Origin of the sequence: Microbulbifer sp. VAAF005, assembly GCF_030012985.1 — a bacterium.
Taxonomy (GTDB): Bacteria; Pseudomonadota; Gammaproteobacteria; order Pseudomonadales; family Cellvibrionaceae; genus Microbulbifer.
Genome location: NZ_CP120233.1, coordinates 4952482 through 4976813 on the forward strand (window position 1 = coordinate 4952482; position 24332 = coordinate 4976813).

Here is a 24332-nt window from a genome sequence, read left to right on the forward strand (position 1 = left end):
TGCGGTCTTTGGTAGGGATCGCCACTGAGAACAAAGGATAAACAATGCCCGTTGTTACTCTCCCCGATGGTTCCCGTCGAGAATTTTCTGCTCCGGTTTCCGTACACGATGTAGCCGCTGATATCGGCCCTGGTTTGGCAAAAGCCGCACTTGCTGGCGTTGTAGACGGCAAGGAAGTCGATACCAGTTACGTTATTGATACCGACGTAAATCTGGCAATTATTACTGATCGTCAGCCCGAGGGCCTGGAAGTGATCCGTCACTCCACGGCGCACTTGCTGGCACAAGCAGTTAAACAGCTGTACCCCACAGCCCAGGTCACCATTGGCCCGGTTATCGAAAACGGCTTCTATTACGATTTCGCCTATGAGCGTCAGTTTACGCCGGAAGATCTTGAGAAGATCGAAGAGCGTATGGAAGTGCTGGCGAAAGAAGACATTACTGTCAGTCGCCGCCTGATGCCGCGCAAAGAAGCGGTTAAGTACTTCCGCGAAATGGGCGAAGAGTACAAGGCTGAGATTATCGACAGCATCCCCAGCGATGAAGATATTTCTCTCTACCGTCAGGGTGATTTTGAAGATTTGTGTCGCGGTCCCCACGTACCTTCCACCGGAAGATTGAAAGCGTTCAAGCTGACCAAGGTGGCTGGCGCATACTGGCGCGGTGACTCCAACAATGAAATGTTGACCCGTGTTTACGGCACTGCCTGGGCCAACAAAAAAGAACTGAAAGCTTACCTGCGCCGCATCGAAGAGGCAGAAAAGCGCGATCACCGCAAGCTGGCGAAGAAATTTGACCTTTTCCATATCCAGGAAGAGGCGCCCGGCATGGTGTTCTGGCACCCGAACGGCTGGACCATTTACAGCACTATCGAGCAGTATATGCGTCGCCGCCAGCGCGAATTCGGCTACAAAGAAATCAAGACTCCACAGCTGGTAGATTTCAGCCTGTGGCGCAAGTCCGGTCACGCCGATAAGTTTGGCGATGACATGTTCACGCTGACCAGTGAAGAGCGTCAGTTCGCCATTAAACCGATGAACTGTCCTTGTCATGTACAGGTATTCAACCAGGGTCTGCGCAGCTACCGCGACCTGCCGCTGCGTCTGGCGGAGTTTGGCTCCTGTCATCGCAGCGAGCCCTCCGGTTCCCTGCACGGCCTGATGCGCGTGCGCGGCTTTGTACAGGATGATGGCCATATCTTCTGTAGCGAAGACCAGATTCAGTCAGAAGTTTCTGACTTTATGGATCTGCTGCACTCCGTTTATAAGGATTTCGGCTTCCAGGACGTTATCTACCGTCTCTCCACTCGCCCGGAGAAGCGCGTAGGTTCCGATGAGAGCTGGGATAAGGCTGAAAAAGCCCTGGCCGACGCACTGGATGCCGCTGGCCTGCCGTGGGAAGAGCTGCCGGGTGAAGGCGCTTTCTACGGACCGAAGATCGAATTCTCCCTGAAAGACTGCCTCGGCCGTGTATGGCAGTGCGGTACCATTCAGGTGGACTTCTCCATGCCGGGCCGCCTGGATGCCCAGTTTGTAGCGGAAGATGGCTCGCGCCAGTCCCCGGTAATGCTGCACCGCGCAGCCCTGGGTTCCTTCGAGCGCTTTATCGGAATCCTGATTGAGCACTACGAAGGTGCGTTCCCCACCTGGCTCGCGCCGCAGCAGGTGGCGATCATGAATATCACCGATCGCCAGGCCGAATATTGTCGCAATTTGCAAGATCGTTTGGGTGAGCTGCAATACCGCGCCACAGCTGACTTGAGAAACGAGAAGATCGGCTTTAAAATCCGCGAGCACACGCTTCAGCGTGTTCCTTATCTATTGGTAATTGGCGATAAGGAAGTAGAAAGTCAGACCGTGGCAGTACGTACCCGTAGCGGTGAAGATCTTGGTACAATGACGTATGAGTCATTCCTCGAGATCCTCGAGCAAGACGTGAATCGTCGCGGTCGTTTGACAGAAGATAATGCATAACAACTTGGCAACTGGGAGACCATAGCTATTAAACGAGACACTAAGGGACGGTCCAAAAAGGCCCGCATAAACGATCAGATTGAAGCGTCAGAACTCCGCCTGATAGGCGCTGATGGCGAACAGGTAGGCATTGTCTCCCTGGATGAAGCGCTGGAAGCTGCACAGAAAGCTAGCTTGGATCTCGTTGAAATTGCCTCGGACTCCACGCCGATAGTCTGTAAGATCATGGACTACGGCAAGCACGTATTCGAAGCTAAAAAAGCTAAGAATGCCGCCAAGAAGAAGCAGAAGCAGCAGCAGATCAAGGAAATGAAATTCCGCCCGGGCACCGATGTCGGTGACTACCAGATCAAGCTGCGCAACCTGGCCCGCTTCCTGGAAGCGGGTGATAAGGCCAAAGTATCCCTGCGTTTCCGTGGCCGCGAAATGGCTCACCAAGAGCTCGGCATGGAAATGATGCAGCGCATCGAAAAGGACCTTGAAGAGCTGGGCACCGTAGAGCAGCGACCGAAAATGGAAGGTCGTCAAATGCTGATGGTGATTGCTCCGCTCAAAAAGAAAAAGTGAGGTTTGGGGAAGTCATTCCCGGGATCTCCTTTGAGAAGTGGTTGGGCGACGGCTGCCTCCCCACTCTCGCAGTGCCGGTAACTTCGGTTGTCGGCAGTTACTAAAGGTGCCTGTTTTACAGGCGAATATTAACTTTGGAGTACAAAATGCCGAAAGCAAAGACTCACAGTGGCGCTGCCAAGCGCTTCAAGAAGACGGCTGCGGGCTACAAGCACAAGCACGCTAACAAGAGCCACATCCTCACCAAGATGACCACCAAGCGCAAGCGTCAGCTGCGTGGCACCCAGACTATGAACAAGTCTGATGCTGGACTGGTCGATCGTATGCTGCGCGCCAAGTAATTGGCCCAAATCGCAAAGGTTTAAGAGGATAGAAGTATGGCCCGTGTAAAACGTGGTGTAGAGGCGCGTCGTCGTCACAAGAAGATTCTGAAGCAGGCTAAAGGTTACTACGGTGCGCGTTCACGCGTATTCCGCGTTGCCAAGCAGGCAGTAATTAAAGCTGGTCAGTACGCATACCGTGACCGTCGCGTTAAAAAGCGTAACTTCCGCGCTCTGTGGATTACTCGTATTAACGCCCAGTCCCGTGCTGAAGGCCTGAGCTACAGCCGCCTGATCGCAGGTCTGAAAAAAGCGGACATCGCACTGGATCGCCGTGTACTGGCTGATCTGGCTGTTTACGATAAAGTCGCTTTTGCTGCCGTAGTTGAAAAAGCTAAGGCAGCCCTGGCAGCGTAAGCTGTCACTTCAGTTGTAAAACTGAATACTCAAAATAGGGAAGGGCTGTAGTGGCCCTTCCCTATTTTTTTATGGAGTTTCCGCTATTTTTTACCGGTGGCGGTGCCTGGGGAAATTCCCTCCGGTACAGAAAGTACCGGCCGAACAAAGCAGAAAAAATTAATCGAAGTTGGATTCAAACGGGAACAGTTCGATGCAAGATTTGCAGTCCCTCACCGAGCAGGCTATGGAGCTGGTGGAGAAGGCCGATGGCCTCGCCGCACTGGATCAGGTGCGTGTTGATTACCTGGGCAAAAAGGGCCAGCTGACGGCACTGCTGAAAGGCCTTGGCAAGCTGTCGGCTGAGGAGCGTCCGGCGGCGGGTGCCAAGATCAACGAAGCCAAGCAGCAGGTTCAGGAAAAAATTAACGCGCGCCGCACTATGCTGGAGCAGGCCGCCATCAATGCGAAGTTGGCCGAAGAGACCATTGATGTCACTCTGCCGGGGCGCGGCGAAGAGCAGGGCAATGCCCACCCCATTACGCGCACCTTAAAGCGCGTGGAAGAATTCTTTGCGAGCATTGGCTTCTCTGTTGAGAACGGCCCGGAAGTCGAACAGGACTACTACAACTTCGAAGCGTTGAATATTCCCGCGCACCACCCCGCGCGCGCGATGCACGACACCTTCTACGTGGACCCCACCACCGTACTGAGAACCCACACCTCCTCAGTGCAGATCCGCACCATGGAGAAAAAGTCTCCACCGCTGCGTATTATCTGCCCGGGCCGCGTATACCGCTGCGACTCCGATGTCACCCACTCGCCCATGTTCCACCAGGTAGAAGGCCTGGTAATCGGCGAGAACATCAGCTTCGCCCACCTGAAAGGCACCATCGACCAATTCCTGCGCGCCTTCTTCGAAGCGGAAGTACCGGTGCGTTTCCGTCCGTCTTACTTCCCGTTCACCGAGCCTTCCGCAGAAGCGGACATCCAGTGTACCGCCTGTTCCGGTGAAGGCTGCCGCGTATGTTCCGGCACCGGCTGGCTGGAAATTCTCGGCTGCGGCATGGTGCACCCGAACGTCTTCGCCGCCTGCGATATCGACAGCGAAAAATACTCCGGCTTTGCATTCGGTATCGGTATCGAGCGCCTCGCCATGCTGCGCTATGGCGTCAACGACCTGCGCTTGTTCTTCGATAACGATCTGCGCTTCTTGAAACAGTTCTAGGCCAAGTGACAGCGCGAATGGCAATGGCCCTTCGCAACAGCAGTCGAATTGTGGAGGCCTGGGAGGCGAAACAGCCCCAGGCGAAATGCGCACCAAGTTGCGCTGACGGAATACAGAAAGAGATCAACTATGAAAATCAGCAACTCCTGGTTGCGGGAATGGGTAAACCCGGAACTCACCACACAGGAACTGGCCGATCAAATCACCATGGCTGGCCTGGAAGTGGATGGCATAGAAAAAGTAGCGGGTGATTTTTCCGGAGTGGTTGTCGGCGAGATTGTCGCCTGTGAACAACACCCCGATGCAGACAAACTGCGCGTGTGTAAAGTGGCCGGTCACCCCGACGGTGAAATGCAGGTTGTATGCGGTGCTCCCAATGCGCGCACCGGAATCAAAATTCCTTTTGCCCTGGTCGGCGCCAAGCTGCCGGGCGATTTTAAAATCAAGAAAGCCAAGCTCCGCGGTGTAGAGAGCTTCGGCATGCTCTGCGCACAGACCGAACTGGAACTGGGCGAAGACAACGACGGTATCTGGGAGCTGCCAGAAGACGCACCCACCGGTACCGATCTGCGCGAATACTTGCAGCTGGACGATGAGACCATCGAAGTGGATCTCACCCCGAACCGTTCCGACTGCCTCGGTGTTGCCGGTATTGCTCGCGAAGTGGGTGTATTGAATCGTTGCGCCGTTCAGGGCCCGGAAGTTGCTCCGGTACCCCAGCAGATCGACGAGAGCATGCCCGTATCCCTGCTGGCCGAAGCCGCCTGCCCGCGCTACGTAGGTCGTGTGATTCGCAATATCGATATCAAAGCGGTAACGCCTCTGTGGATGCAAGAGCGCCTGCGTCGCAGCGGCCTGCGCAGTATCGACCCGGTAGTAGATGTTACCAACTATGTTTTGCTGGAACTGGGCCAGCCCATGCACGCCTTCGACCTGGAGAAACTCTCCGGCGGCATCAAAGTGCGTATGGCGGAAGCCGGTGAAGAGCTGACCCTGCTGGACGGCCAGGAAGTCAAACTGAAAGAGGGCACCCTGGTAATTGCCGATGAGGAAAAACCTCTGGCGATGGCCGGTATTATGGGTGGCTTGGATTCCTCCGTGACCACGGGCACACAGCATATCTTCCTGGAAAGCGCCTTCTTCAGCCCGCTGGCCATTGCCGGTAAGGCTCGCTCCTACGGCCTGCACACCGATTCCTCCCACCGTTTCGAACGCGGTGTGGACTACCACCTGCAAGAGAAGGCGGTGGAGCGCGCTACCCAGTTGCTGCTGGATATCGTTGGCGGTGAACCCGGCCCGGTACACGTGCGCGAGCTGACTGAAATTATGCCCGCCGAGCGCCACATTACCCTGCGCCGTGCGAAGGTAGAATTGGGCCTGGGCATCAAACTGGCCGATGACGAAATCGTCGATATCCTCACCCGCCTGGGCCTGGAAAAAATCGACCAGAACGACGAAGGCTGGACCTTCCTCGCCCCCAGCTTCCGTTTCGATATCGCTATCGAAGCAGACCTGCTGGAAGAGCTGGCCCGTGTATACGGCTACAACCGTATCCCCAGCGAAAGCTTTACCGCCGAGCTGGAAATTGCCCCGCGCCCGGAGAGCACCATTGCCCAGGACAACCTGGAGCAAACCCTGCTGAGCCGTGGCTACTACGAAGCGATTACTTTCAGCTTTATCGATAGCGACAGTGCCGCGCTGTTTGATCCGGAAGCCGACCCGGTGGCCCTGCAAAACCCGATCAGCGCCGAGCTGGCGGTTATGCGTACCACCTTGCTGCCGGGCCTGTGCAAAGCGTTGCAGTACAACCTGAATCGCCAGCAAAACCGCGTGCGCCTGTTTGAAACCGGCCTGCGCTTTGTGCCGGGTGCCGAGCTGCACCAAGAACAGATGATTGCCGGTCTTGCCTACGGCAGCCGTTACGCAGAAAACTGGACTGGCAGCAAAGACGCCGTGGATTTCTTCGACGTGAAAGCCGATGTAGAAGCCCTGTTGGCTCGCACCGGTGTTGCCGATGAGTTCCACTTTGTCGCTGGCCAACACCCCGCGCTACACCCCGGCCAAACCGCCAAAATTATGCGCGGCGACCGCGAAGTAGGGGTTATCGGTGCCCTGCACCCGCAGTTGCAGAAGAAGTTGGACCTGTCCAAGCCCGCCTTCGTATTTGAACTGAGCCTGGAAGCGATCGGCGAGGGCAAAACCCCCGCTTTCCGTCCGCTGTCCAAATTCCCGGAAGTGCGCCGCGATCTGGCCCTGTTGATTGACGCAGAGGTTCCTGCCGCCAGCCTGGTGGAAACTGCTGTCGAAGTTGCAGGTGAAACCTTGACGGACCTCAAGATATTTGATGTCTACCAAGGCAAAGGTATTGATTTAAATAGAAAAAGTGTCGCTTTGGGGTTGACGTTTCAGCATTCGTCACGCACCCTTAATGACGACGAAATCAATGCCGCTGTAGATGCGGTGGTCGGAAAACTAGAAGAAAAATATAACGCTAGTCTGCGCTAGTAGAGCATGATGCTCTCGGGTGCAGGCTGAATTGCACCCCGAGAGCGTCTGCTACCGGGTTGAAAGCCGCCGCGGTTTGGGCCGCTTCCGATCTGGAGTCGACGCCTCTGAATCAATTGGTAGGATCCAATGACAGAGGCACTGACCAAGGCCGGGCTCGCCGAGAAACTGTACGAAGAGCTGGGCTTTAACAAGCGCGAAGCGAAAGAGATCGTCGAATATTTCTTCGAGGAGATCCGCAATGCGTTGGAAAGTAACGAGCAGGTCAAACTCTCCGGCTTTGGCAATTTCGACCTGCGCGATAAAAGCCAGCGTCCCGGTCGCAATCCCAAGACCGGCGAGGAAATCCCCATCTCGGCCCGCAGGGTAGTCACTTTTAAACCCGGGCAAAAACTCAAGACACGAGTAGAAGAGCATGCTGGAACCGAGCAATAACGCTCAGCTGCCTGCAATCCCCGGTAAGCGCTATTTCACCATTGGTGAAGTGAGTGAACTGTGCGCCGTTAAACCCCATGTCCTGCGTTACTGGGAGCAGGAATTCCCCCAGCTGAAACCCGTCAAACGTCGCGGCAACCGTCGTTACTATCAGCACCAAGATGTCATCATGATCCGCCAGATCCGTGCGCTCCTGTACGAAGAGGGCTATACCATTGGTGGAGCCCGCCAGCAGATCGAAACCGGCAGCGAGCGGGCAGAGGTGGTACAACTTCAACAAGTACTGCCCGAAGTGATCGCAGAGCTAAAGGACGTGGTGGCCCTGCTGGAAGGGAAAAATAATTTATAAAAAACTGTAAACCTGGGCTTGCAATCCAGCCGCACTCAGGTATGATTCACGCCACATCGAGATACGATGTCTTTAAAAATCAATCACTTAGCGAAGTGAGTGATTTTTCAAAATCGGAGCGTAGCGCAGCCTGGTAGCGCACCACACTGGGGGTGTGGTGGTCGTCGGTTCAAATCCGGCCGCTCCGACCATACATATCGTTGCATCGCAACGGCCAAGAAACCCGCTTTTTAGCGGGTTTTTTTGTGGCTGGGGTTTTGATTAGGCGAGAAGTAGAGCTTTCAAAGCTCTGTACTTGGATATTCCTTCTTGAATGGTAGTTATTAAATAGGTAGATTTAATAACTCGTGTATGTTCAAAGGATTGAGTATGCCTCTAGATGATTCTTCTCTTAAAGCCGTTTTATCCGCTCATTATCCAGGAATTCAGATTACTGGGAGGGCTAGTAAGTCGGGGCAGCGGACAGTCTATTTTTGCCATTTTAGGGATTTTGTACGACCTGGGGGAGATGAGGGGGAGGTTTGCTCTTGGTCCAGCTGGGCAGAGGTTGTAGTTAAAGTTGCGAATGGATCTAACCGGGTAGAGGTGGCAAGATCACAACAAGAAATTTCCGTTCTCAGGGAAATCAATTCACCCTTTTATCCAAAATTACATCACTTTGAGCTTCTTACTTTTGATCCAAGAACAGATGAGAAGTTACCTCGAAAGCTATCTGTGACCATTGAAGAAAAAATCTCAGGGCAGCCACTATCTGAGTGTATAGATGGGTTTCAAACTGAATCTTCTGTAATTAAATTAATGTTGCAGCTCGTAACTGGATTAAATGTTCTATGGTCGGGTAGGCGTAAATATGTCCATCGAGATATTAAGCCTGAGAATATACTAGTTCGCGACGATTATAGTATCGTTATTATTGATTTGGGTATTTTAAGGGAGACTCTGTCCAAAGGAGTTACAGCAAGTGTGGCTCATATGGGCCCATGTACCCCCGAGTATGCAAGCCCCGAACAAGCAGCAAACCGAAAGTTAGAGATCTCGTATAAGAGCGATATGTTTAGTATTGGTGTACTTGCTTACAAGCTTCTATCAGGGATTAACCCATTCTCCTCTAGGGGTGAGTCTACCTGGGATGAGATCCTCCGGAATATATTAAATATCCACCCCCCACCTTTGAGGGAAGTTGCTGGAGTATCAAATGAGTTATCGGCCATTGTTGAAAGGTTAATGGAAAAAGAGCCATATCGGCGGTATAGACGCCCCGAACGGCTTTTGAATGATTTAAGGGAAATTTCATGACAATTAAGCTATATCATCAGGTTGGGCATAACGCAAATTGGAATATTGACTCTTTTCAGGATGATAATATTGGTGATGGCTTAATACTAAGCCCGGTACATCAGCCCATCAATCAAATCGAGAAATTGTCTTCTGAAACCAAAGGCTGTTCTTTCTTTGACCCTCAATTTTATTTACCTAATTCCCAAAAAAGTAAGCTTCAAACCTATGACTTCTTCCCGGAAGTGGTTAGTGGAGGTTTCTCAACAATTGATTTTTCGGCTAGTGCTCATGAATCTGCAGAGAGGTGTATAGCATTTCAGTTGGGACAAAATTTTGACCGTGTCATTATTCCTGCTCGATTTTATGATCAAATGATACCAAATTATGTAGAGCAGCAAGAAGCATATACGGTCTCCCCATTTCTACAGTGCTTGAAAGAAATTGATCTTAATAAACCTGTATATATGACCCTCCCAGTTACCGATCATATGATAAAAAATACAAGTTATAGAAGTATGATTTTGAATTGGGTCACAAGTCATCCGGAAGTTGATGGGGTATATGTATTTGTAGATATTGAAAGGCGTAGAAAGCAAATTCAGGATATCGATTCGATTTTCGAGATGTTACGGTTTTTAGCTGATTTAAAAAAGGCTGATCTTGATGTTGTTATTGGTTACTCTAATACAGAGAGTTTACTGTTTGGTCTGGTGGGAGAAATAAGTGTTACTTGCGGAACTTTTGAAAACACCCGCATGTTTTCAATTGATAAATTTTTGGAGTCTGATGACAGCCGAAGGGGGCCTAGGGCTAAGATGTACATCCCTGGGTTGTTGAATTGGGTTAGAATTAATGAGGCGAAAGAAATAAAGAGTGTTTCCTCGGCCTTATGGGCAGATATATATCAGCCAACTATATATGGGGATTTGGCGATGTCGGCTTCAAAAGAGCCCGCCTTTAATCAGCCAAATCTCTATAAGGATTATTTTATTAATTTTTCAAAGCAGATATGTGAGTTAAGTTCATGCAGCGAAATTGAACGATATGAATTACTTAGAAGTTGGCTGAAATCAGCTCAAGATTTTTATAATAAAATTGAAAGTGAAAGAATTGACTTAGATCTTCACAGTAATGGGGATCATATTAACCCATGGCTCTCTGCAATTAATAAGTATGCCAGAGAACATATTTCTTAAATGGCTTTATCAAGTGCTAGCTTCGTCAAGTTGGCACTTGCCTGCCAGGATGTAATATCGGATTTTGGGTCACGCATTTGTGGAGACCAAATTATATCAATTTTCCCACTTGTTGACATTGTTTTTAGACCAACGTTTAGGCGCTTAAACTCATTAAGATTGCGAAGTGCAGACGAGCTGTATTTTTCGTCGAGCAATACCCATGATTGATTTGCGTATTCTAAATACCTATACGCTTGCTTTAAGGCTCTTTGCCAGTTTTTGAGTTTTGCCTCAATTGCAACTATTTTTTTTGTGGGTCTAGTTGGTTGTTTAAATTTAACCCATAAATCTGACCTCCCAGTTACTTTTCGGCAGTAGCCAGCAGACTCATATTCTTTGAGTATTATCAACGCCGTCCTTTTGGTGGCCCCTGTTCTTTCAATAAAAAACTCTAAAGAAAATTGTTTTCTATATGGGAGGCTGAAGAGTGTAAATGCCCAGCGAGGAGCTATTCTTCCCAGTCCTGACTGTGCTTGCCAGTCTTTTCTGAGATTAAATAAGACTACATCAGCTATGCTACTTGCGCAGTCAAATTCTTGAGTCCAAGATTTAGTTTTGTCGTTCAGTTGAACAAGAGTCCCAGTATAGGTAGCAACTAAATCTTGTTCTGATTTGAAGCTACTGCCCATATTACTAGTCCTTAATCCATGATGCTGTGTGAAGATGGAATGCCTAGGCTGGCCGAATGTCCCTCACATAATTCTATGTATAATTCAGCTTTTTATCAATATAAAAGGCATCTTTTGTTTTCTTGATACTATTAGTTTTCTATGAAACTTTGCGGAAAACTAGAATGAGGATGATATTTTCTCCATACACTTATAGATTCTTTTATTGACTGGTAGCTGATCGTAAACAGTTGTTCCAGACATAGATAAGTATCTGAGGGAAGGTATAGTAAGGCGAGGGCATAATTCTGTTTGCATAAAGGAGTACTTTACGTTTGGCAAAGCAACCCTGGACACCCAAAGATTAGAGAGTGGGGTCAGCTGTTGCGTGACAGGCAGTCCATTAAGTACCCGCAGATCGGCCTGCGGAGTAGAAATGCTAAGAAATAAGTAAAATTTTTACGTCACCTTCCGGCAGATGGCATATCAATTCCGATACAGATGGAGATTCGGCGTAGATAGGCTGGGTTTGTGAATAATTGAGAAACAGGTGTGGAATACTGCCAGTCGCGCAATTGCTTTAGTGGTAGCTGAGAGGAAGCGCCGGCAGTCACCAATACCGTGTACCCAGCGTTTATTGAGGTGGCTACAGGCTTGCTGTACTACCTTCACTGATCCCACCAAGCCTTTAAAGCGACTTTCAAAATTCAGGTTGAGATAGAGCCAGTGCCTGGGTGAGATACCAAGCCGCTCCAGGATGGGAGGTGTGTTTTCGGCAATACAGCCTCGTTTTCTGGGATCTAAATGCCGGCCACTCCAGTCCACTAGCTCCAAATAGTGATCCAGCTGAAAAGGTAGCCCTTTCGGCATACTCAAACGCTCACCGCCGACAAACGGAAGTAGACTTTTGGACTGTTTACCTGAGGATACCGCACGAATACGCAGCTTCTTTTTTGCTGGGTGTCCAGAATTATCTCTATATATCTACACGACAGAAATGTCCCTCCTAAATAGTGAGGGCACAGCTAGGGACTTGCGTTAAAAGATATCTGGGTGCTTCACGGAAGAGTTATTGGCTACACAATATTCGTATGGATGATATACAGATTTTAGAGAGGTTGTGCTCTTTTGTTAATCGATATATTGACCTATATATTGTATTTGGAGGTTGTCCATAAATGCTGATCATGATTGCAAGCCCTATTATCTCATACTATTTGTTCTTCATTTTTTGGAGATGGGACCTTTTTCGGGGCGGGAAGGGGAGTTGCGTTGGTTGCTAGTTCAGTCTGGTACATAGTTAAAAAGTACCGTAATTCTTTTACCCTTTCGGGTGGAGCTGGAACTATGGATGCTATTTGATAGCATAGGTACCCTAGAATCCCGAGATAACTAATTGCAACAGCGGCTTGCTCAATAGTTGCTGTCTTTGCGATGGTGGCTAGTAAAGCTAATATCAAGGCGGCAAAATATTTAGCCAGAACTTTTCCATATACCCCTGATGAATCGGCCAGTTTTTCTCTAGCTTCGAGAGTATCCATAATGTTCTCAATATCCTCACGACTTATGTTCTCCTCTCTTAATTTTGAGCTGAATTTAAGATATCTGAGTATACCTTCGTCAAAGTTCTCTGGTCGTTCCTGAGGTGAGTTCAAAATTGATTGTGTTTTATTAATATAGTTCTCTTTCAGTACCTGTAGAACTATTATGGCTAAGAACTCAAATGATAATGTCAAAAATATGTAGAAACCGCCTGCATTTGGTAAACCGAAGTAAAAATTGGTTATTTCAAGGAGTGTTAGTATATATCCAGACAAGCTTAGCAAGAATAGTACAGAAAAAATGGTGAGTAGCGTGATGTAGCCTTTACCTGATGAGAGGATTATCTCCTTAAATATTTTTCTTCTCGTGCACTCCCTTGAGTGAGTCTTCCATATGAACTCCCAGGTTTTCATTTTATCTATTCCAGTGTTTTTAACCAATTCCTTCTCCAAAAACATACCATGAATTATTTACGCGATCGATCCATTTCTCTTTATTCTTGATATAACCAGATGCTTCCTTGGCATAATTGATACCCTCGCTCAGTTTAGCTGTAGAATAGCCATCGAGAGAGGCTCTGAATTGAGAGGCAATAAATTCACGTTTTCTTAGATAAGTAGTTATACGGGATTTAGCGTGCGAATATGCCAGCAATCCCGGACACCAAAAGATTAGAGAATGGAGTCAGTTGCGGGACAGGTAGCCCATTAAGCATCCGCAGATCAGCCCACGGAGTAGAAAACCAAGAAATGAATAAAATTTATACGTCATCATTAGGCAGATGGCACACTAACTCCAATACAAGAGGGAATTCAGCGCAGATAGGTTGGGTTTGTGAATAATTGATAAAGAGTAATCCAGGACACCCAAAGATTGGGGGAGTAGTGTCAGTTACGTGGCAAGCACCAGCTCTGGTAGCTTTTCCTCTCTGATTTAGTGGAAAAAGGGGGGATGCAGAGGGTCAGTGTTCAGTCTGTAGGTAGCGTAATTTTTGGATACAAAACCGGCAATCGTGCTATCGAATGTTTGGAGTAGGGCTAGATTAGTAGGGGGTAGCTGAGAGGAAGCGCCGGCAGTCACCAATACCGTGTACCCAGCGTTTATTGAGGTGACTACAGATGCTGTACCACCTTCACTGATCCCACCAAGCCTTTAAAGCGACTTTCAAAATTCCGGTTGAGATAGAGCCAGTGCCTGGGTGAGATACCAGGCCGCTCCAGGATAGGAGGTGTGTTTTCGGCAATACAGCCTCGTTTTCTGAGATCTAAATGTCGGCCACTCCAATCCTCGAGCTCCAAATAGCGATCCAATTGAAAGGGTAGCCCTTTCGGCATACTCAAATGTTCACCGCCGACAAACGGAGGTAGATTTTTGGGTTGTCTGCCTGAGACTACCGTATGAATACGTTGTCAAAGCTTGAGATTTGAATGCCCCTCCGAAAAGTGGCGACCTTACTTCTCCTCATAACAGTTAGGTGGAAGTTTGTTATGAAGCTCTACCCAGTATGGTATTTGTCATAGCCCTCTGACCACTCTTGCTGATAGCCTTGCTTTTTGAAGTAACCTCTAAATATATGAAGTGCTTTTTCTAGCCAAGACTGAATATCTGAAATACCCTCAATCATCTTGCAGTCTTTTTCGTCATCAACCGCTTGATCTGTCATTTTCCAGAAAAAGTAAGCCAAAGACTCTGCCACCTCTTTACTATCTAAATTGGAGTTTCCAGAAACAACCGATTGAGCAATTTCAGAGTTTAGTTGTTTCGCGTAATGCAGAACTAAAGTCTTCACTGATTGATTGTATTTATTGAAATTCATCATGCTTTATAGGCTCTAGTGGCAAGTCATTCATTATGGTTATTCATTAAGCTCGTGGAGCTTTTCTATTTCGCTAGAATCGAGAGTGTACCTTTGAAGATAGCGTTGAGTTAGTACGGAAGTTCTTAAAAGCTCTCATCAGGGAGTAAGGATCTCGGTATCGGACCAAGTTTTGGCGGCTTCTGCGCCGATATAGAGCGCAATACAGTAGTCCGTAGTGGTTGCTCATTACAGCATAGGCTGCAATATCGAACGCAAAGATGGCGACTAGCTTTTGCATTCTACCCTCAATACACTGACGCCGATGCTCAAAATCCTCTCCGGATTGGGTATCTTTCCCACAAAGAAAGGCCCTGCGTATGTAACCAGAAGTACAATGATTTACATTGGAGTCAAACTTACGAATGAAGATAGAAATAATCTTGAAATAGTTATCAATATGACTAGCTATTATTGATGGCTATCTATTAAGCGCATTTATAAAGGAGATAACTGCCATGCCATACAAAGAACTTGGAATGCTAAAAGATAGCGGTTTAAGTAAAGATACTTATAGTGGAGTTGTTGTGCCCTATATGAGTGAAGCTGAACGAGAAAAATATCAGGTTACGATACAAGATGGGCTTCTGTTTTGGCGCGGAGAGAGACTTAATACCAATCCTGGCGGATCTTGGGCATTCGTTATGGATAAAAATGGGCGTATCTTTTGTGGTAACAAAAATGGTGACATTCAGCACCATTCAGCATTTTTCTCGGGGCGACCAGTTGCTGCGGCTGGGCATATCTCGGTGGTAGGTGGAATAATAGAGCATATTAATAATTTCAGTGGCCACTATCAGCCCACTAGCGATTATATGGAGCAGTTTAAAGAAGAACTGGAAAAAAATAATGTTGACTTAAGTGAAACTGAAATGGATTTTGGGATTTCGTCAAAAACCTGTAAGTTGCGCTTAAAAAATTTTCAAGATCAGAATTATAGAGGCAAATGGTATCAACGTTTTCGCGGTACTGTTGTTAGAGAAACTGTCGATGGGAGCGAGGATACTTATACCGGCCGTACACATATTCAAGGGCAAAGGTTAAGGCTTTATCCTGATGGCCCCAGATGGCAGTGGCTCTGATGTAAATAGCCATAAAAGCTTTCTGCAGACTCTCCATCTCTGGCATAGAGGCAGGGGAAGTGAAGTACCAGAAATTGACGTTCAGCTTTTGGGGAAGGCTGATTATGGTGTTAGGCCAGATTATAAGGAGCGCTGAGAGGCAGCTGCCGGCAGCCAGCTACAGACTTTAATCTGCTTTCAAAATTCGGTAGCTACATAGCCAGTGGAGAGGTGGGGTATCAAGTCTCTCAGATAGGAGGGGGCGCACATACTACCTAGTTTTTAAGGATCTAAATACCGGCCACTCCAGTCACTGGCTCGGAATAGTGCTCCAATGGAAAGGGAAGTGCTTTAGGTTCTTTCAAGCGCTCACCACCAGTAATAAAGTAGAGTTTTGCGTTGCTCACTAGATACGACCGTGCGAATGCGCTGTTGAGTACAAGTGTAATCAGAGTCTTCAATATCTTGGCAATACTGGTAAGAATAGAGCTAAGCTTGGAATTTAAAATGACCTCACCAGCGGCTACTTGTACGGTTGGTTTTAACTAAAAATAACCAAGCAATAGCACTAATGTGGAGAGGTGACTTGCAAGGTGGTAACTCCATGCTGAACTCAATATTTATCCCTACAACGGAAACCCGTTCTTCCAGTATTTAACAAAGGAGTGTGGATACGAGTTTAAAACTAATGAGCCAATAAAATCATTAGTGGACTTTCACATTCCCCGGTTTTGCCTTTAGTTAGCCATGTGATTGAGAATGTTGCTCTTTAATCTTTTAAGGAAAGCATGGAGTGAATTTCAATGTGAATTGAGTTTGCCAATGGTTGATTGAGATTTCCTCAGCTGAAAATAACTAAAAATATAGGCGCGAAAATAATCCTATTGGAATTTATTCAGTTTGTTTCGCTCTCAAAGATGCGTAAAATCGATAGATATTTTGGGTATTTTGGCCGTAATTGAGCGAGCCAATTAAAAACGCCTCAGAAGTTTAAAGGATTTTGGAAGCTTCGATAGAGTCGAGAATTTTCTAAAAGACCCATCCCCTCAAAGGAGAACGGTAGCGTGACGTAAGAGTAAGTAAAAGGCGCTGACCCAAGGTGCTAGGAACACCCGGGGCCAGCTGACCAAATTGATAATCGCACTATCAAAATGGCTATATGGATAATACGCTAGAAACCCGCTCGTCTTCAATAAAGTGGAGTACATTCAGCAGGTTGGGGCCTGTTCCCAAGCTCTGGATGCCTAGCGCCCGCCTTTTTCTCTTCTCTGCCTACCGCCCCCGCGCACCACCCCGCATTTCCTCCAAACGTTAAGCCCAAGCTTCCCCACCCCGGAAGCGCCCAAACTTTGACCATCGAAGGAAATAAGTATGTTGATCTTAAAGCGACGGACAGGTGAACTTCTAAGGATTGGAGCAAATGTCTCAGTCACAGTGCTGGAGGTGAAAGGCAATCAAGTGAAGATAGGCATAAGCGCACCCAAATCACTCCCCATCCACCGTGAAGAAATCTATGTGCGGATCAAAAAGCAGCAGAGAGCAAATGCCTGAATATCCTAAAAAGGGTGGGGCAACTTGAGGCACCCAATACTTGAAAACGGGACTCCGAGCAGAATCATTGCTCCTCTGTTCCTTAGGCGATATACGGGCTCTACTTCGAATGCCACTTGGGTGCCAAAGATGATTAGGTAACGAATTCGGAGTGGCCATGCTGGTGTCTTGGAGATGTTTAACAAGCAGGCCCTCTTATCCGACAGGAGGAGAGGGTAGGCAAGCCTTGCCAGCGCCAAAAGACGTGTACTCAATGCTTGACTTGCTATACACAGATCCTCCACATGATTGTTTCCGGGTCCATCAGTTGCTTCAAGCAGCCTTAAGGATTGCGCTGAAAACAGATCCTACGCAAAGTGAAGATGCCTAGCCTTTTGATGAAGGAGGTATATTCCCGTCAATACACCCTGGCTCTTGTGTACTGAGTCAGTGATCAATCAAGCTGCCAGCAGATGAGGTTCCATTTTTGAAGGAATCTATGCTTTGGCTTTTCTGTTCCTCGCCTAACATACAAGGTGTCCCTCCACATCGCTAGATTTCAACTCGTCACGCTCTTCCGAACCTGTATAGCCAGCCCCGCAGAATCGTTACCGTCACGTATAAGAATGGTAGCAACGGAGAACCTGTTGACGCCGTGTGACAAAAATCAGGATATCAATAAGGTCAAGGAAGAGGGGGTCGACCTGTGTTTACAACACAGTGAAGTTTAGGCTTACAGCTTGGATGGGAGGCTATGCCTGATGATATGGAGCACACCGCGTGCAAACACATATCAGTGATGGGGTTGCTTAGAGGGCACAAGTGGCTAGCAAGCCATAACCCTCAGATTATCAGTTTTGGGCCATGTAAATTGGTTAGCGCTGGTCGAAAAGTGTACAGCTGTACTTTCAATAACAAAAGCCAGCAGAAGCTTCTCCTACTTCTAGTTGAAACTCAGTAACTCATTGATACTTAAAGGGTGCCAAAGGTGATGTAAAGCTGAGAAAATACAGAATTATAAAGGCGCTGCTTTGTATATATTCTTGCGTATTTACACAAAAATAAGGTAACTTATTGATTTTATTGAGATTTGAAAGAAAATCGGGCGTAGAAATATAAAGCGGGCTGATATAAAGAAGCTTCTTTTGAATTAACAGTTAGCTGTCTGGGGTAGTCATGAGCGAAGTCGCACAAGCTGGTGGGAAAGTACTGGCTTTGTGGCTAATTCTATTTTTGATGTTGGCCTACTTTGTTGTCGGAGCACTATCAAATGGAATAGTTATTCCCTGCCGAGATGGTACGTTGGCTTTAACAAGGCAAGCCGCGTGGGTAGCCTGTCTTTTCCCATTGTTTTGGTTGTCGGGTGATATTATTCGCCACTATCCGGGCATAACATTATCTAGCACTAAACGTAAAGTCGTTGCCTCAGCGCTTACCGTCACAGGGGTAGGGCTGTTTTCTATGCAATCTATCCAGTAATCAACAGTTAACAAGTACATCAATCTCGCCAGCAGAGCTGGCTGGACTACAACAAACTGCCGCGCCGTTTACGGCCGGTTATGTGAACGTTAGGTATACCATTCATGAATCCGTACAAAGCACCTGAATCAGATATTGAGCTAGAGAAACTAGCTACTCCTACAAGTATCAAGATGGTGTACCTCCTCATAGCCCTAAGCTTTCTAATCTTCTTGATTGAAGAGTTTATCTACGTGCTTAGCTCTGAAACAGGAATACTCGACCCCTTTAATTACATATTCATCCCTATATGGGGTGCCATTTTGCTATGGGTCTCTGGCATGATCAGAAAAAGGACCGAGAATCCTAAAAGTACCTTCCTGATCTTGGCTGTCGTAGTTTCCGGCATGAGCATTCTCACACCTCTGGGTGCTTACTCACTATATACGGGGATCGGCGAAGCTTCATGCTTTCTAGCGGTATACTATCTGCTAAACAAAAGAGCACCAGAACGCTGGTTTAAACCTGCCTAACAATCCAATGAAGTCTGACTACTAAGCGCCGCTGGGTTGGCACGAGGCCGTCCCTATTATAGGGGCCTCACTGGACAGTTTATTGGCGAGTTAGCCTCTACATGAGTTCAAGGAATGGAAGCAAGTATTTTAGATAGACCTCCATTGTCTGGAGAATTTGAAGAGCATTCATTCATAGAGTCAGGAAATAATACTCTGTGGGTTAAATTTTTGGATTCGGAATACTTGGAATGGGTTGGCGTCTTTAGCCAAGGCGATTGCGAATCAACAAATTTAGTGCTCCCGTTACAAGATAAACACCTATTTTTAATTGTTGCTGGTGGTCAAGGCTATCTTGTAGATCCAGATTCTAGAAAAGTAATGGCAAAAACAGATTGGGATATGATTGAAGCAGTCGCGTACAATGGCGAAACAAATTGCTTTGTTGCCACAGATGGACTGTGTTTGGCTGTTATCGAGGGAACTAACATGGTCTGGTCAGGTAATCGAGTATCCGCAGATGGTATTTCTATCGAAAAGCAAGTGGGTTCTACTGTGTATGGAAGAGTCAACGATCTTACAGCTGAGGGCTGTGAATATAGCTTTAATATAAAAACTAAAGAGTTCAACTGTAAGTGGGAATGTTTCTTCTAGTTCCAAAGACTAACAAGTTACTGTATTCAGGCACATACTACTACGCTCATTTTTATATCTGTCACTGTGCACCATTTTCACACAAAAATGCTCCCTGCAGTATGTCCCGGTGAGCAAGACATTTTCGCAAGGTATTAAGGTTAAGACCAGTATCCATCAGAATGAAATATCAAAGTATTGAACAACATTTGTCTTCGGAGTTTGGGTATGATCAATATCAGGTCTCTGATCATGCAGTAAATCACCGGGAAGAAATTCTACGAAGTGAAATTTGCGGGTGTTTTATGTGCGAGGAGAATTTTCCACCAAGTGAGATTGTTCGCTGGACTGACAATGAGCAAACAGCTTGTTGTCCAAAATGTGGGTTAGGCAGCGTTGTTGTTGGGGCCTCTTCAGGTATGCCAGTAACTAATAAAACATTTTTAAGTTTAGTTGGTTTACATTGGTCATAAAAAACTTAACAAGTTTAGGCGCCTGTATTACGAGATTATGATATGAATCGACTAGCAATATTAACATATTTTTTGTGTGCCTCAGCTTTTGGCTACGATACAACTTTATTACACGTTCACGAGCTAAAATTGAAGGGCGTTCTTCCTGAGCCTTATAAGGAATTTTTTCTCGAAATAGAGCTTGATGAAAATACGGATAATGTCAGAATTTTTAATCTTAGAGTAGGCGACGAACAAATTAAGATGCCCGCTGCTGAGATGAAGAAACTTAAGGACGTAAACTTGGGTAGCTTAAGAACAGAGTATGGTATGTTCGGGCATGTTTTTCCGGATGTTGGAGATCGAATTTATATTAGGATGTCAGTAGGAGACTCAAAATATATCGAATGTAAGGGAGCAGAGGGAGTTGATGGTAAACGGGCTTTCGATACAATATTGATTGATATCAAACCCGGCTCACCAATTGAGGTAACAAGTGAAACCAATTACATTCATTTTATTGGTTCGTATATCCCGTGCTATCGCAGCTCATAACAAAGCGTTACAGTACTTTGTCTAAAGTAGAGGGTCTTTTGTGATCGCAATGCCAATATCAAAAAAGTCACCCAGTTTTGGTCGCGGCTAAACGTGGTGTTGTATGCTTCAGCGGAGAGATATGAGTTTTGAGTAAGTGGCTTTATCTTTTAGTTATTTTTATACTAGCCGGCCTGCTTTATCCGGTAATCTACCTCCTCGGCCTGGAAAGGTTAGGGGGTGGAGCTTTACTGAGGGTCCCGGAGTTCATCATATATAGCGTATTGATAGGATTCCTATTGTATCCGTTCATAGAGGGCTACAGGTGCTATAAAACAGGTAGTCGCTCATTGGCTGCTATTTTTTTCATTTTCGGAATAATTTTACCAGTTATTAGTGGCGCTTTTTTAATACTTTTATTTGAATCTATGTTGAAGTCTATAAGCCATGAATAAAAAAGCGACGCATAACCAGGTCGAACAAGCTCGCCCAGCCATGTACATGTCATAGGGCATGCTGTTTTCATGTGTTATGTGGGTATGGTAGCTACTGCCGTCTTTTGATGGACGATTCGGTACTATGCCTAACGAGTAAAAGCACCGGACGCACCGGCGTGCGCTCGGTACATTTGCCCCCAATACTCTAAATAGTTGATAAGATAAATGAGAAAATCATCACCTGAAGCTTTACTTACAATCGGCACTATCATTCTGTTGACATTACTCCCACTTCTGGTTGGATGGCTGCTGGTAAAAACCTACAGACTTATAAAGCCAATTCAAGAGAAAGAGCTTACGGGCCTTGCAAGTATAGGGGCGCCAAGGCGGGATAGTTTTTTTAAATTTGCAGTCTCAGGGTGGGCTGTCTGCGGCCCAATCTACTATTGGGTTTTCAGTTCTGGGATTCTTGGTTAGCGCCATGTTATACAATCACAGGACATTTTCTATGGGCCCCATACTTCTATGAAGTACTTCATAATATTATATTTTTTAGTTGCTTGTATTGGATGTAATTCGACTTCTCCATATCGACAGGTTGCGAAGGAAATAGTGACCATAGATTTGGGAGATTTTGGTGTAGGGTTATCTGGTTGTTGGGTTGAGGACTACCGGAGTGAATGTGATTCATACGAATCAATGGAAATGTGACGTTCGAGCGGACAATTTTCGCTTGCATAGATTCTCTAGAAGAAATGAGTAGGGAAATATATGGCCCTAAATCATGGCCGAAGGACTCGATGGCTACAATCCAGCTTGTTGCGTGTATGAGAGAAAATGGCTGGAAAGTAGTTGTGATGGAAATCGTTTCTACTTAGTAAAATTATATCAAGCGGATGTTATCGCTCTTGTGGAATTGGGGCAGCCCTTGAGCTTTTCCAATTCAGCCCCAAAGACAAATGTTAAGTCAATTAAGTATCAGAGAAACGGCAATATTGCACACCCAAAGATTAGTGTAAGGGGTACCTGGGCACTCCAGGGTAAAGTCATTGGCCTATAGGTACTGCGGTGGACATATATAAGTAATTTTGCGGGGTTCCCACCTTTGTCAACAGGATTGTCGGATTATGAACCTTGTTTGGTGGGTGCATGGGATTGTGGTCGAAGATCAACCTATTAACACCGAAGATATCTGGACAGGTTATGATTGCATGTTCATAAGCTGGCTGCCCTCTCTAGCTTAGGCTAGGCCAATCGAACTGGCGGAAGGGCTCAAAAGCCTTTCCGTTGATCGCTATGATCTTTATTACACTATCTCTGAAACCAGTCTGATCTGGGTGAGAGCCCTCAAGGGCAACCGGGACAGCACCGCTATAATTCTGAGGCCGTAAGTATCAATGATTAGTTTAACTGTCTAAATCTGACTTCGTGTGAGGTAATATTTCAGATCTTCTCTTAAATTAGCCTTGAGTGCGATTACACTTCATTACCTGTAGTTGATATCTGAACTTCGGGGGGAATAATGATGCTCGTTGGTTTTTTTGTGAAATTGATATTTATTTTCTTAGGGGAACGCATGTCAGTGCTAAGGTCAGGAGAGACTGTTATAGCTTCAGAAACGGATGTTCGATCTGGAACTATAGGGTATGGTGGAGTCAATGATGCATTCGATTTATATCTGGTGAAGTTGGCTAGTGGAAATTATTTACTTATAGTTTTTATGAAGATCCAGTTCTTCTTTGAGGATGGAGAAGGTGGTAAGTGGAGTTCATCAGAAAAGTCACTTTTTGTTAGTCGGTGGAAGCTTGCTATACAGAACAAGTGGGGTGGAAGAATACTTAAATATCTGACATCTGGAAAAGCTATTGGTATAGATTTTAGGTTTGAGACGCAAATAGGTGGCTGGATGTTGGATCACTGGGAAATAACCGTAGAAAAGGTTAGCAAGTTTGCTGTAAGTAGTGTTAATCCTGTAATGGGAACCGTTGCACTGGATAGTCAAGACTTGAAGCTTGTAAGGAAGTCGGGTGGTCAACGGCAGCGTGGTGCAGTCCATGAGTTTGGTCACATGCTTGGCCTTGAAGATGAATATCATAAATCAAGTAAGCATAATGGGGACTATAGATCTGTTATGAATAGTGGCGAAACAGTACTTAAAAGGCATGACAGTACTCATATGAAATGGTTAGAAAGTAAATTAGCGAATCATGGTATTTCATAGTGCTTAAAAATTTATGCTTAATATTATTGGTTTTTAGCCTGGTATCCTGCGGCAGGGGAGATAGTATGGGTGATATAAAAGTCCTAGCATCAAAGGTCGTTTCGAGCTCTACGGCCCAGGAGGAAGAGCGAGCTTTAGAGAGTGTGTGGGAATATGTTTATAAAAATAGAATTTACGTTGAGATATTATCAGTGGATTCTGAAGGGGGTAAAGCTGATATCAATAATCTTGAAGGTTTGAGTGGAGTGGTTAAAGTTCAAGCTATATTTTCAAAGGGTGATCAGTCTTTTACTTTAGAGTGGGAGCCGCATGAGTTAGATAATGTGTTTATCCTATATAGAGAAAAATAGGTGGATTGATCTGATCTCGTAGATAGAAAATTCTTTTGCGATCGTCTTATGGTGTCAATTGTTTGGTCGAGACTGGGGCGCGAGAGAAGAGTATTTTTTACAGCTTTTGAGTTAGTGGGTGTCCGAGATGGCAATTCTGGACACTCAATGATCACGATTGAGAACATTTATCAATTGAAAAGCATTTAGGTGAAGAACCTGACTTCCATACTAGTTGGTGAACTTTCAGAGGTTTGGCGTTAAAACAGGCGGTATGCTAGTCCTGATAGCCGCTTATCGGGTCAATTAGCAAGAGATTGCGCAAAGAGCTGCACAGCGAGCTAGCCGGTCCAGGTGAATAGGCTGAATTTAGCAGGAGGTGGGAAGCAGAAAACGCTGGCAATCGCGTAACCCGTTCATCCAGCATTTGTTTTTCTGTGCACAGACTTGGCGCACCACTTCCGCTGAGCCCACTAATCGCTTAAGTGGCTTTCAAAGTTGAGGTAGAGCTAGTGCTTTGGAGAGATGCCCAGCTGTTTTCGGGTAGGTGGTGCATCCGCTCCAATGGCCCCGCGCCTTTTAGGGGGCAGCTGTCGGCCACTCCAATTTACCAGCTCTAAATAGTGGTCTACATCTGAAAAGGCAAGCCTTTGGGCATATTCCGGCGCCGCCCCGCCAGCCAGCGGTAAAAGATTTGTGGTTTGCTCACCTGAGATTGCAGTATGAATGCGTTGCTGGATTGAAGTGTAATCGAATTCCCCTGGAGCTTTAGCTATGCCAGAACAGACAAGGTTGAGGTCCACGTAACTGATAGAGCTAAGCCTAAAATCTAAAACGACCTTACCAGCGGCTACTTGTACGGTTGGTTTTA

Annotated in this window: 24 protein-coding genes and 1 tRNA gene; 20 read left to right on the forward strand and 5 right to left on the reverse strand. The window is 46.5% G+C overall.

Annotated features, from left to right (window positions below):
- The first annotated feature begins 44 nt into the window (after nt 1–44).
- From thrS to P0078_RS22250, 11 genes are all read left to right on the forward strand, one after another.
- Nucleotides 45–1973, forward strand: a complete 1929-nt coding sequence (thrS, locus tag P0078_RS22200) for a threonine--tRNA ligase (RefSeq protein WP_108733842.1) — start codon at nt 45–47, stop codon at nt 1971–1973.
- Nucleotides 1974–2000: 27 nt separating this feature from the next.
- Nucleotides 2001–2540: a translation initiation factor IF-3 gene (gene infC, locus P0078_RS22205; protein ID WP_282934667.1), complete on the forward strand. Its 540-nt coding sequence runs from the start codon at nt 2001–2003 to the stop codon at nt 2538–2540.
- A gap of 146 nt (nt 2541–2686) precedes the next feature.
- A complete protein-coding gene (gene rpmI / locus P0078_RS22210; protein WP_020413351.1) occupies nt 2687–2881 on the forward strand; it encodes a 50S ribosomal protein L35 in 195 nt (64 codons plus the stop codon).
- A gap of 36 nt (nt 2882–2917) precedes the next feature.
- Nucleotides 2918–3277 (forward strand): 50S ribosomal protein L20, encoded by a 360-nt coding sequence (rplT, locus tag P0078_RS22215; RefSeq protein ID WP_108733840.1) that lies wholly within the window; start codon nt 2918–2920, stop codon nt 3275–3277.
- Between the two features lie 193 nt (nt 3278–3470).
- Nucleotides 3471–4484, forward strand: coding sequence for a phenylalanine--tRNA ligase subunit alpha (gene pheS / locus P0078_RS22220; protein WP_282932052.1), 1014 nt, complete (start codon nt 3471–3473; stop codon nt 4482–4484).
- A gap of 129 nt (nt 4485–4613) precedes the next feature.
- Nucleotides 4614–6989, forward strand: a complete 2376-nt coding sequence (gene pheT / locus P0078_RS22225; RefSeq protein WP_282932053.1) for a phenylalanine--tRNA ligase subunit beta — start codon at nt 4614–4616, stop codon at nt 6987–6989.
- Between the two features lie 129 nt (nt 6990–7118).
- Nucleotides 7119–7424, forward strand: a complete 306-nt coding sequence (gene ihfA, locus P0078_RS22230; RefSeq protein ID WP_108733837.1) for an integration host factor subunit alpha — start codon at nt 7119–7121, stop codon at nt 7422–7424.
- Nucleotides 7405–7773 carry a MerR family transcriptional regulator gene (locus P0078_RS22235; protein WP_108733836.1) on the forward strand — a complete coding sequence of 123 codons (369 nt, stop codon included), beginning with the start codon at nt 7405–7407 and terminating at the stop codon, nt 7771–7773. Before ihfA ends, P0078_RS22235 begins: the two co-directional genes overlap by 20 nt.
- Nucleotides 7774–7887: 114 nt before the next feature.
- A tRNA-Pro gene (locus P0078_RS22240) sits at nt 7888–7964 on the forward strand.
- A gap of 178 nt (nt 7965–8142) precedes the next feature.
- Complete coding sequence (locus P0078_RS22245; protein ID WP_282932054.1) at nt 8143–9069, forward strand: serine/threonine protein kinase; 927 nt, start codon at nt 8143–8145, stop codon at nt 9067–9069.
- Complete coding sequence (locus tag P0078_RS22250) at nt 9066–10247, forward strand: hypothetical protein (RefSeq protein ID WP_282932055.1); 1182 nt, start codon at nt 9066–9068, stop codon at nt 10245–10247. Before P0078_RS22245 ends, P0078_RS22250 begins: the two co-directional genes overlap by 4 nt.
- Here the strand turns inward: P0078_RS22250 and P0078_RS22255 are convergent.
- The 5 genes from P0078_RS22255 to P0078_RS22275 form a co-directional block, all read right to left on the reverse strand.
- Nucleotides 10244–10918: a hypothetical protein gene (locus P0078_RS22255; protein WP_282932056.1), complete on the reverse strand. Its 675-nt coding sequence runs from the start codon at nt 10916–10918 to the stop codon at nt 10244–10246. The two genes, P0078_RS22250 and P0078_RS22255, sit on opposite strands and share 4 nt — an antisense overlap.
- A gap of 465 nt (nt 10919–11383) precedes the next feature.
- Complete coding sequence (locus P0078_RS22260; protein ID WP_282932057.1) at nt 11384–11767, reverse strand: hypothetical protein; 384 nt, start codon at nt 11765–11767, stop codon at nt 11384–11386.
- A 338-nt stretch (nt 11768–12105) separates the two neighbouring features.
- A complete protein-coding gene (locus P0078_RS22265) occupies nt 12106–12891 on the reverse strand; it encodes a hypothetical protein (RefSeq protein ID WP_282932058.1) in 786 nt (261 codons plus the stop codon).
- A 660-nt stretch (nt 12892–13551) separates the two neighbouring features.
- Nucleotides 13552–13773 carry a hypothetical protein gene (locus tag P0078_RS22270; protein WP_282932059.1) on the reverse strand — a complete coding sequence of 74 codons (222 nt, stop codon included), beginning with the start codon at nt 13771–13773 and terminating at the stop codon, nt 13552–13554.
- A 161-nt stretch (nt 13774–13934) separates the two neighbouring features.
- Nucleotides 13935–14258 (reverse strand): hypothetical protein, encoded by a 324-nt coding sequence (locus P0078_RS22275; RefSeq protein WP_282932060.1) that lies wholly within the window; start codon nt 14256–14258, stop codon nt 13935–13937.
- A gap of 494 nt (nt 14259–14752) precedes the next feature.
- On the opposite strand from P0078_RS22275, the gene P0078_RS22280 reads away from it, so the two are divergent.
- From P0078_RS22280 to P0078_RS22320, 9 genes are all read left to right on the forward strand, one after another.
- On the forward strand, nt 14753–15376 hold the full coding sequence (locus P0078_RS22280) for an IQM protein middle domain-containing protein (protein WP_282932061.1): 624 nt from the start codon (nt 14753–14755) through the stop codon (nt 15374–15376).
- A 1350-nt stretch (nt 15377–16726) separates the two neighbouring features.
- On the forward strand, nt 16727–16906 hold the full coding sequence (gene csrA, locus P0078_RS22285) for a carbon storage regulator CsrA (RefSeq protein ID WP_282932062.1): 180 nt from the start codon (nt 16727–16729) through the stop codon (nt 16904–16906).
- A gap of 1155 nt (nt 16907–18061) precedes the next feature.
- Nucleotides 18062–18364 (forward strand): hypothetical protein, encoded by a 303-nt coding sequence (locus P0078_RS22290; RefSeq protein WP_282932063.1) that lies wholly within the window; start codon nt 18062–18064, stop codon nt 18362–18364.
- 104 nt (nt 18365–18468) lie between these two features.
- Nucleotides 18469–18876: a hypothetical protein gene (locus P0078_RS22295; RefSeq protein ID WP_282932064.1), complete on the forward strand. Its 408-nt coding sequence runs from the start codon at nt 18469–18471 to the stop codon at nt 18874–18876.
- 114 nt (nt 18877–18990) lie between these two features.
- A complete protein-coding gene (locus P0078_RS22300; protein WP_282932065.1) occupies nt 18991–19509 on the forward strand; it encodes a hypothetical protein in 519 nt (172 codons plus the stop codon).
- Between the two features lie 161 nt (nt 19510–19670).
- Nucleotides 19671–19961 (forward strand): hypothetical protein, encoded by a 291-nt coding sequence (locus P0078_RS22305; protein ID WP_282932066.1) that lies wholly within the window; start codon nt 19671–19673, stop codon nt 19959–19961.
- A 42-nt stretch (nt 19962–20003) separates the two neighbouring features.
- The gene (locus tag P0078_RS22310) at nt 20004–20495 is read left to right on the forward strand and encodes a hypothetical protein (RefSeq protein ID WP_282932067.1); all 492 of its coding nucleotides are present in this window, start codon (nt 20004–20006) and stop codon (nt 20493–20495) included.
- 1938 nt (nt 20496–22433) lie between these two features.
- Entirely contained in the window at nt 22434–23132 is a 699-nt protein-coding gene (locus tag P0078_RS22315; RefSeq protein WP_282932068.1) for a zinc metalloprotease, read from the forward strand.
- Nucleotides 23133–23197: 65 nt separating this feature from the next.
- Complete coding sequence (locus P0078_RS22320) at nt 23198–23482, forward strand: hypothetical protein (RefSeq protein WP_282932069.1); 285 nt, start codon at nt 23198–23200, stop codon at nt 23480–23482.
- The last annotated feature ends 850 nt before the right edge of the window (nt 23483–24332 follow it).

What these genes read in the sequence shown, in the direction of transcription:
- P0078_RS22290 (WP_282932063.1), top strand. Translation starts at nt 18,062, where the DNA reads ATGAGCGAAGTCGCACAAGCTGGTGGGAAAGTACTGGCTTTGTGGCTA.
- P0078_RS22310 (WP_282932067.1), top strand. Translation starts at nt 20,004, where the DNA reads ATGAATCGACTAGCAATATTAACATATTTTTTGTGTGCCTCAGCTTTT.
- P0078_RS22270 (WP_282932059.1), bottom strand. Translation starts at nt 13,773, where the DNA reads ATGCCGAAAGGGCTACCCTTTCAATTGGATCGCTATTTGGAGCTCGAG.
- ihfA (WP_108733837.1), top strand. Translation starts at nt 7,119, where the DNA reads ATGACAGAGGCACTGACCAAGGCCGGGCTCGCCGAGAAACTGTACGAA.
- P0078_RS22255 (WP_282932056.1), bottom strand. Translation starts at nt 10,918, where the DNA reads ATGGGCAGTAGCTTCAAATCAGAACAAGATTTAGTTGCTACCTATACT.
- thrS (WP_108733842.1), top strand. Translation starts at nt 45, where the DNA reads ATGCCCGTTGTTACTCTCCCCGATGGTTCCCGTCGAGAATTTTCTGCT.
- P0078_RS22295 (WP_282932064.1), top strand. Translation starts at nt 18,469, where the DNA reads ATGAATCCGTACAAAGCACCTGAATCAGATATTGAGCTAGAGAAACTA.
- rplT (WP_108733840.1), top strand. Translation starts at nt 2,918, where the DNA reads ATGGCCCGTGTAAAACGTGGTGTAGAGGCGCGTCGTCGTCACAAGAAG.
- P0078_RS22260 (WP_282932057.1), bottom strand. Translation starts at nt 11,767, where the DNA reads ATGCCGAAAGGGCTACCTTTTCAGCTGGATCACTATTTGGAGCTAGTG.
- P0078_RS22275 (WP_282932060.1), bottom strand. Translation starts at nt 14,258, where the DNA reads ATGATGAATTTCAATAAATACAATCAATCAGTGAAGACTTTAGTTCTG.
- P0078_RS22280 (WP_282932061.1), top strand. Translation starts at nt 14,753, where the DNA reads ATGCCATACAAAGAACTTGGAATGCTAAAAGATAGCGGTTTAAGTAAA.
- P0078_RS22235 (WP_108733836.1), top strand. Translation starts at nt 7,405, where the DNA reads ATGCTGGAACCGAGCAATAACGCTCAGCTGCCTGCAATCCCCGGTAAG.
- csrA (WP_282932062.1), top strand. Translation starts at nt 16,727, where the DNA reads ATGTTGATCTTAAAGCGACGGACAGGTGAACTTCTAAGGATTGGAGCA.
- P0078_RS22300 (WP_282932065.1), top strand. Translation starts at nt 18,991, where the DNA reads ATGGAAGCAAGTATTTTAGATAGACCTCCATTGTCTGGAGAATTTGAA.
- P0078_RS22245 (WP_282932054.1), top strand. Translation starts at nt 8,143, where the DNA reads ATGCCTCTAGATGATTCTTCTCTTAAAGCCGTTTTATCCGCTCATTAT.
- P0078_RS22320 (WP_282932069.1), top strand. Translation starts at nt 23,198, where the DNA reads ATGGGTGATATAAAAGTCCTAGCATCAAAGGTCGTTTCGAGCTCTACG.
- P0078_RS22305 (WP_282932066.1), top strand. Translation starts at nt 19,671, where the DNA reads ATGAAATATCAAAGTATTGAACAACATTTGTCTTCGGAGTTTGGGTAT.
- pheS (WP_282932052.1), top strand. Translation starts at nt 3,471, where the DNA reads ATGCAAGATTTGCAGTCCCTCACCGAGCAGGCTATGGAGCTGGTGGAG.
- rpmI (WP_020413351.1), top strand. Translation starts at nt 2,687, where the DNA reads ATGCCGAAAGCAAAGACTCACAGTGGCGCTGCCAAGCGCTTCAAGAAG.
- P0078_RS22250 (WP_282932055.1), top strand. Translation starts at nt 9,066, where the DNA reads ATGACAATTAAGCTATATCATCAGGTTGGGCATAACGCAAATTGGAAT.
- pheT (WP_282932053.1), top strand. Translation starts at nt 4,614, where the DNA reads ATGAAAATCAGCAACTCCTGGTTGCGGGAATGGGTAAACCCGGAACTC.
- P0078_RS22315 (WP_282932068.1), top strand. Translation starts at nt 22,434, where the DNA reads ATGATGCTCGTTGGTTTTTTTGTGAAATTGATATTTATTTTCTTAGGG.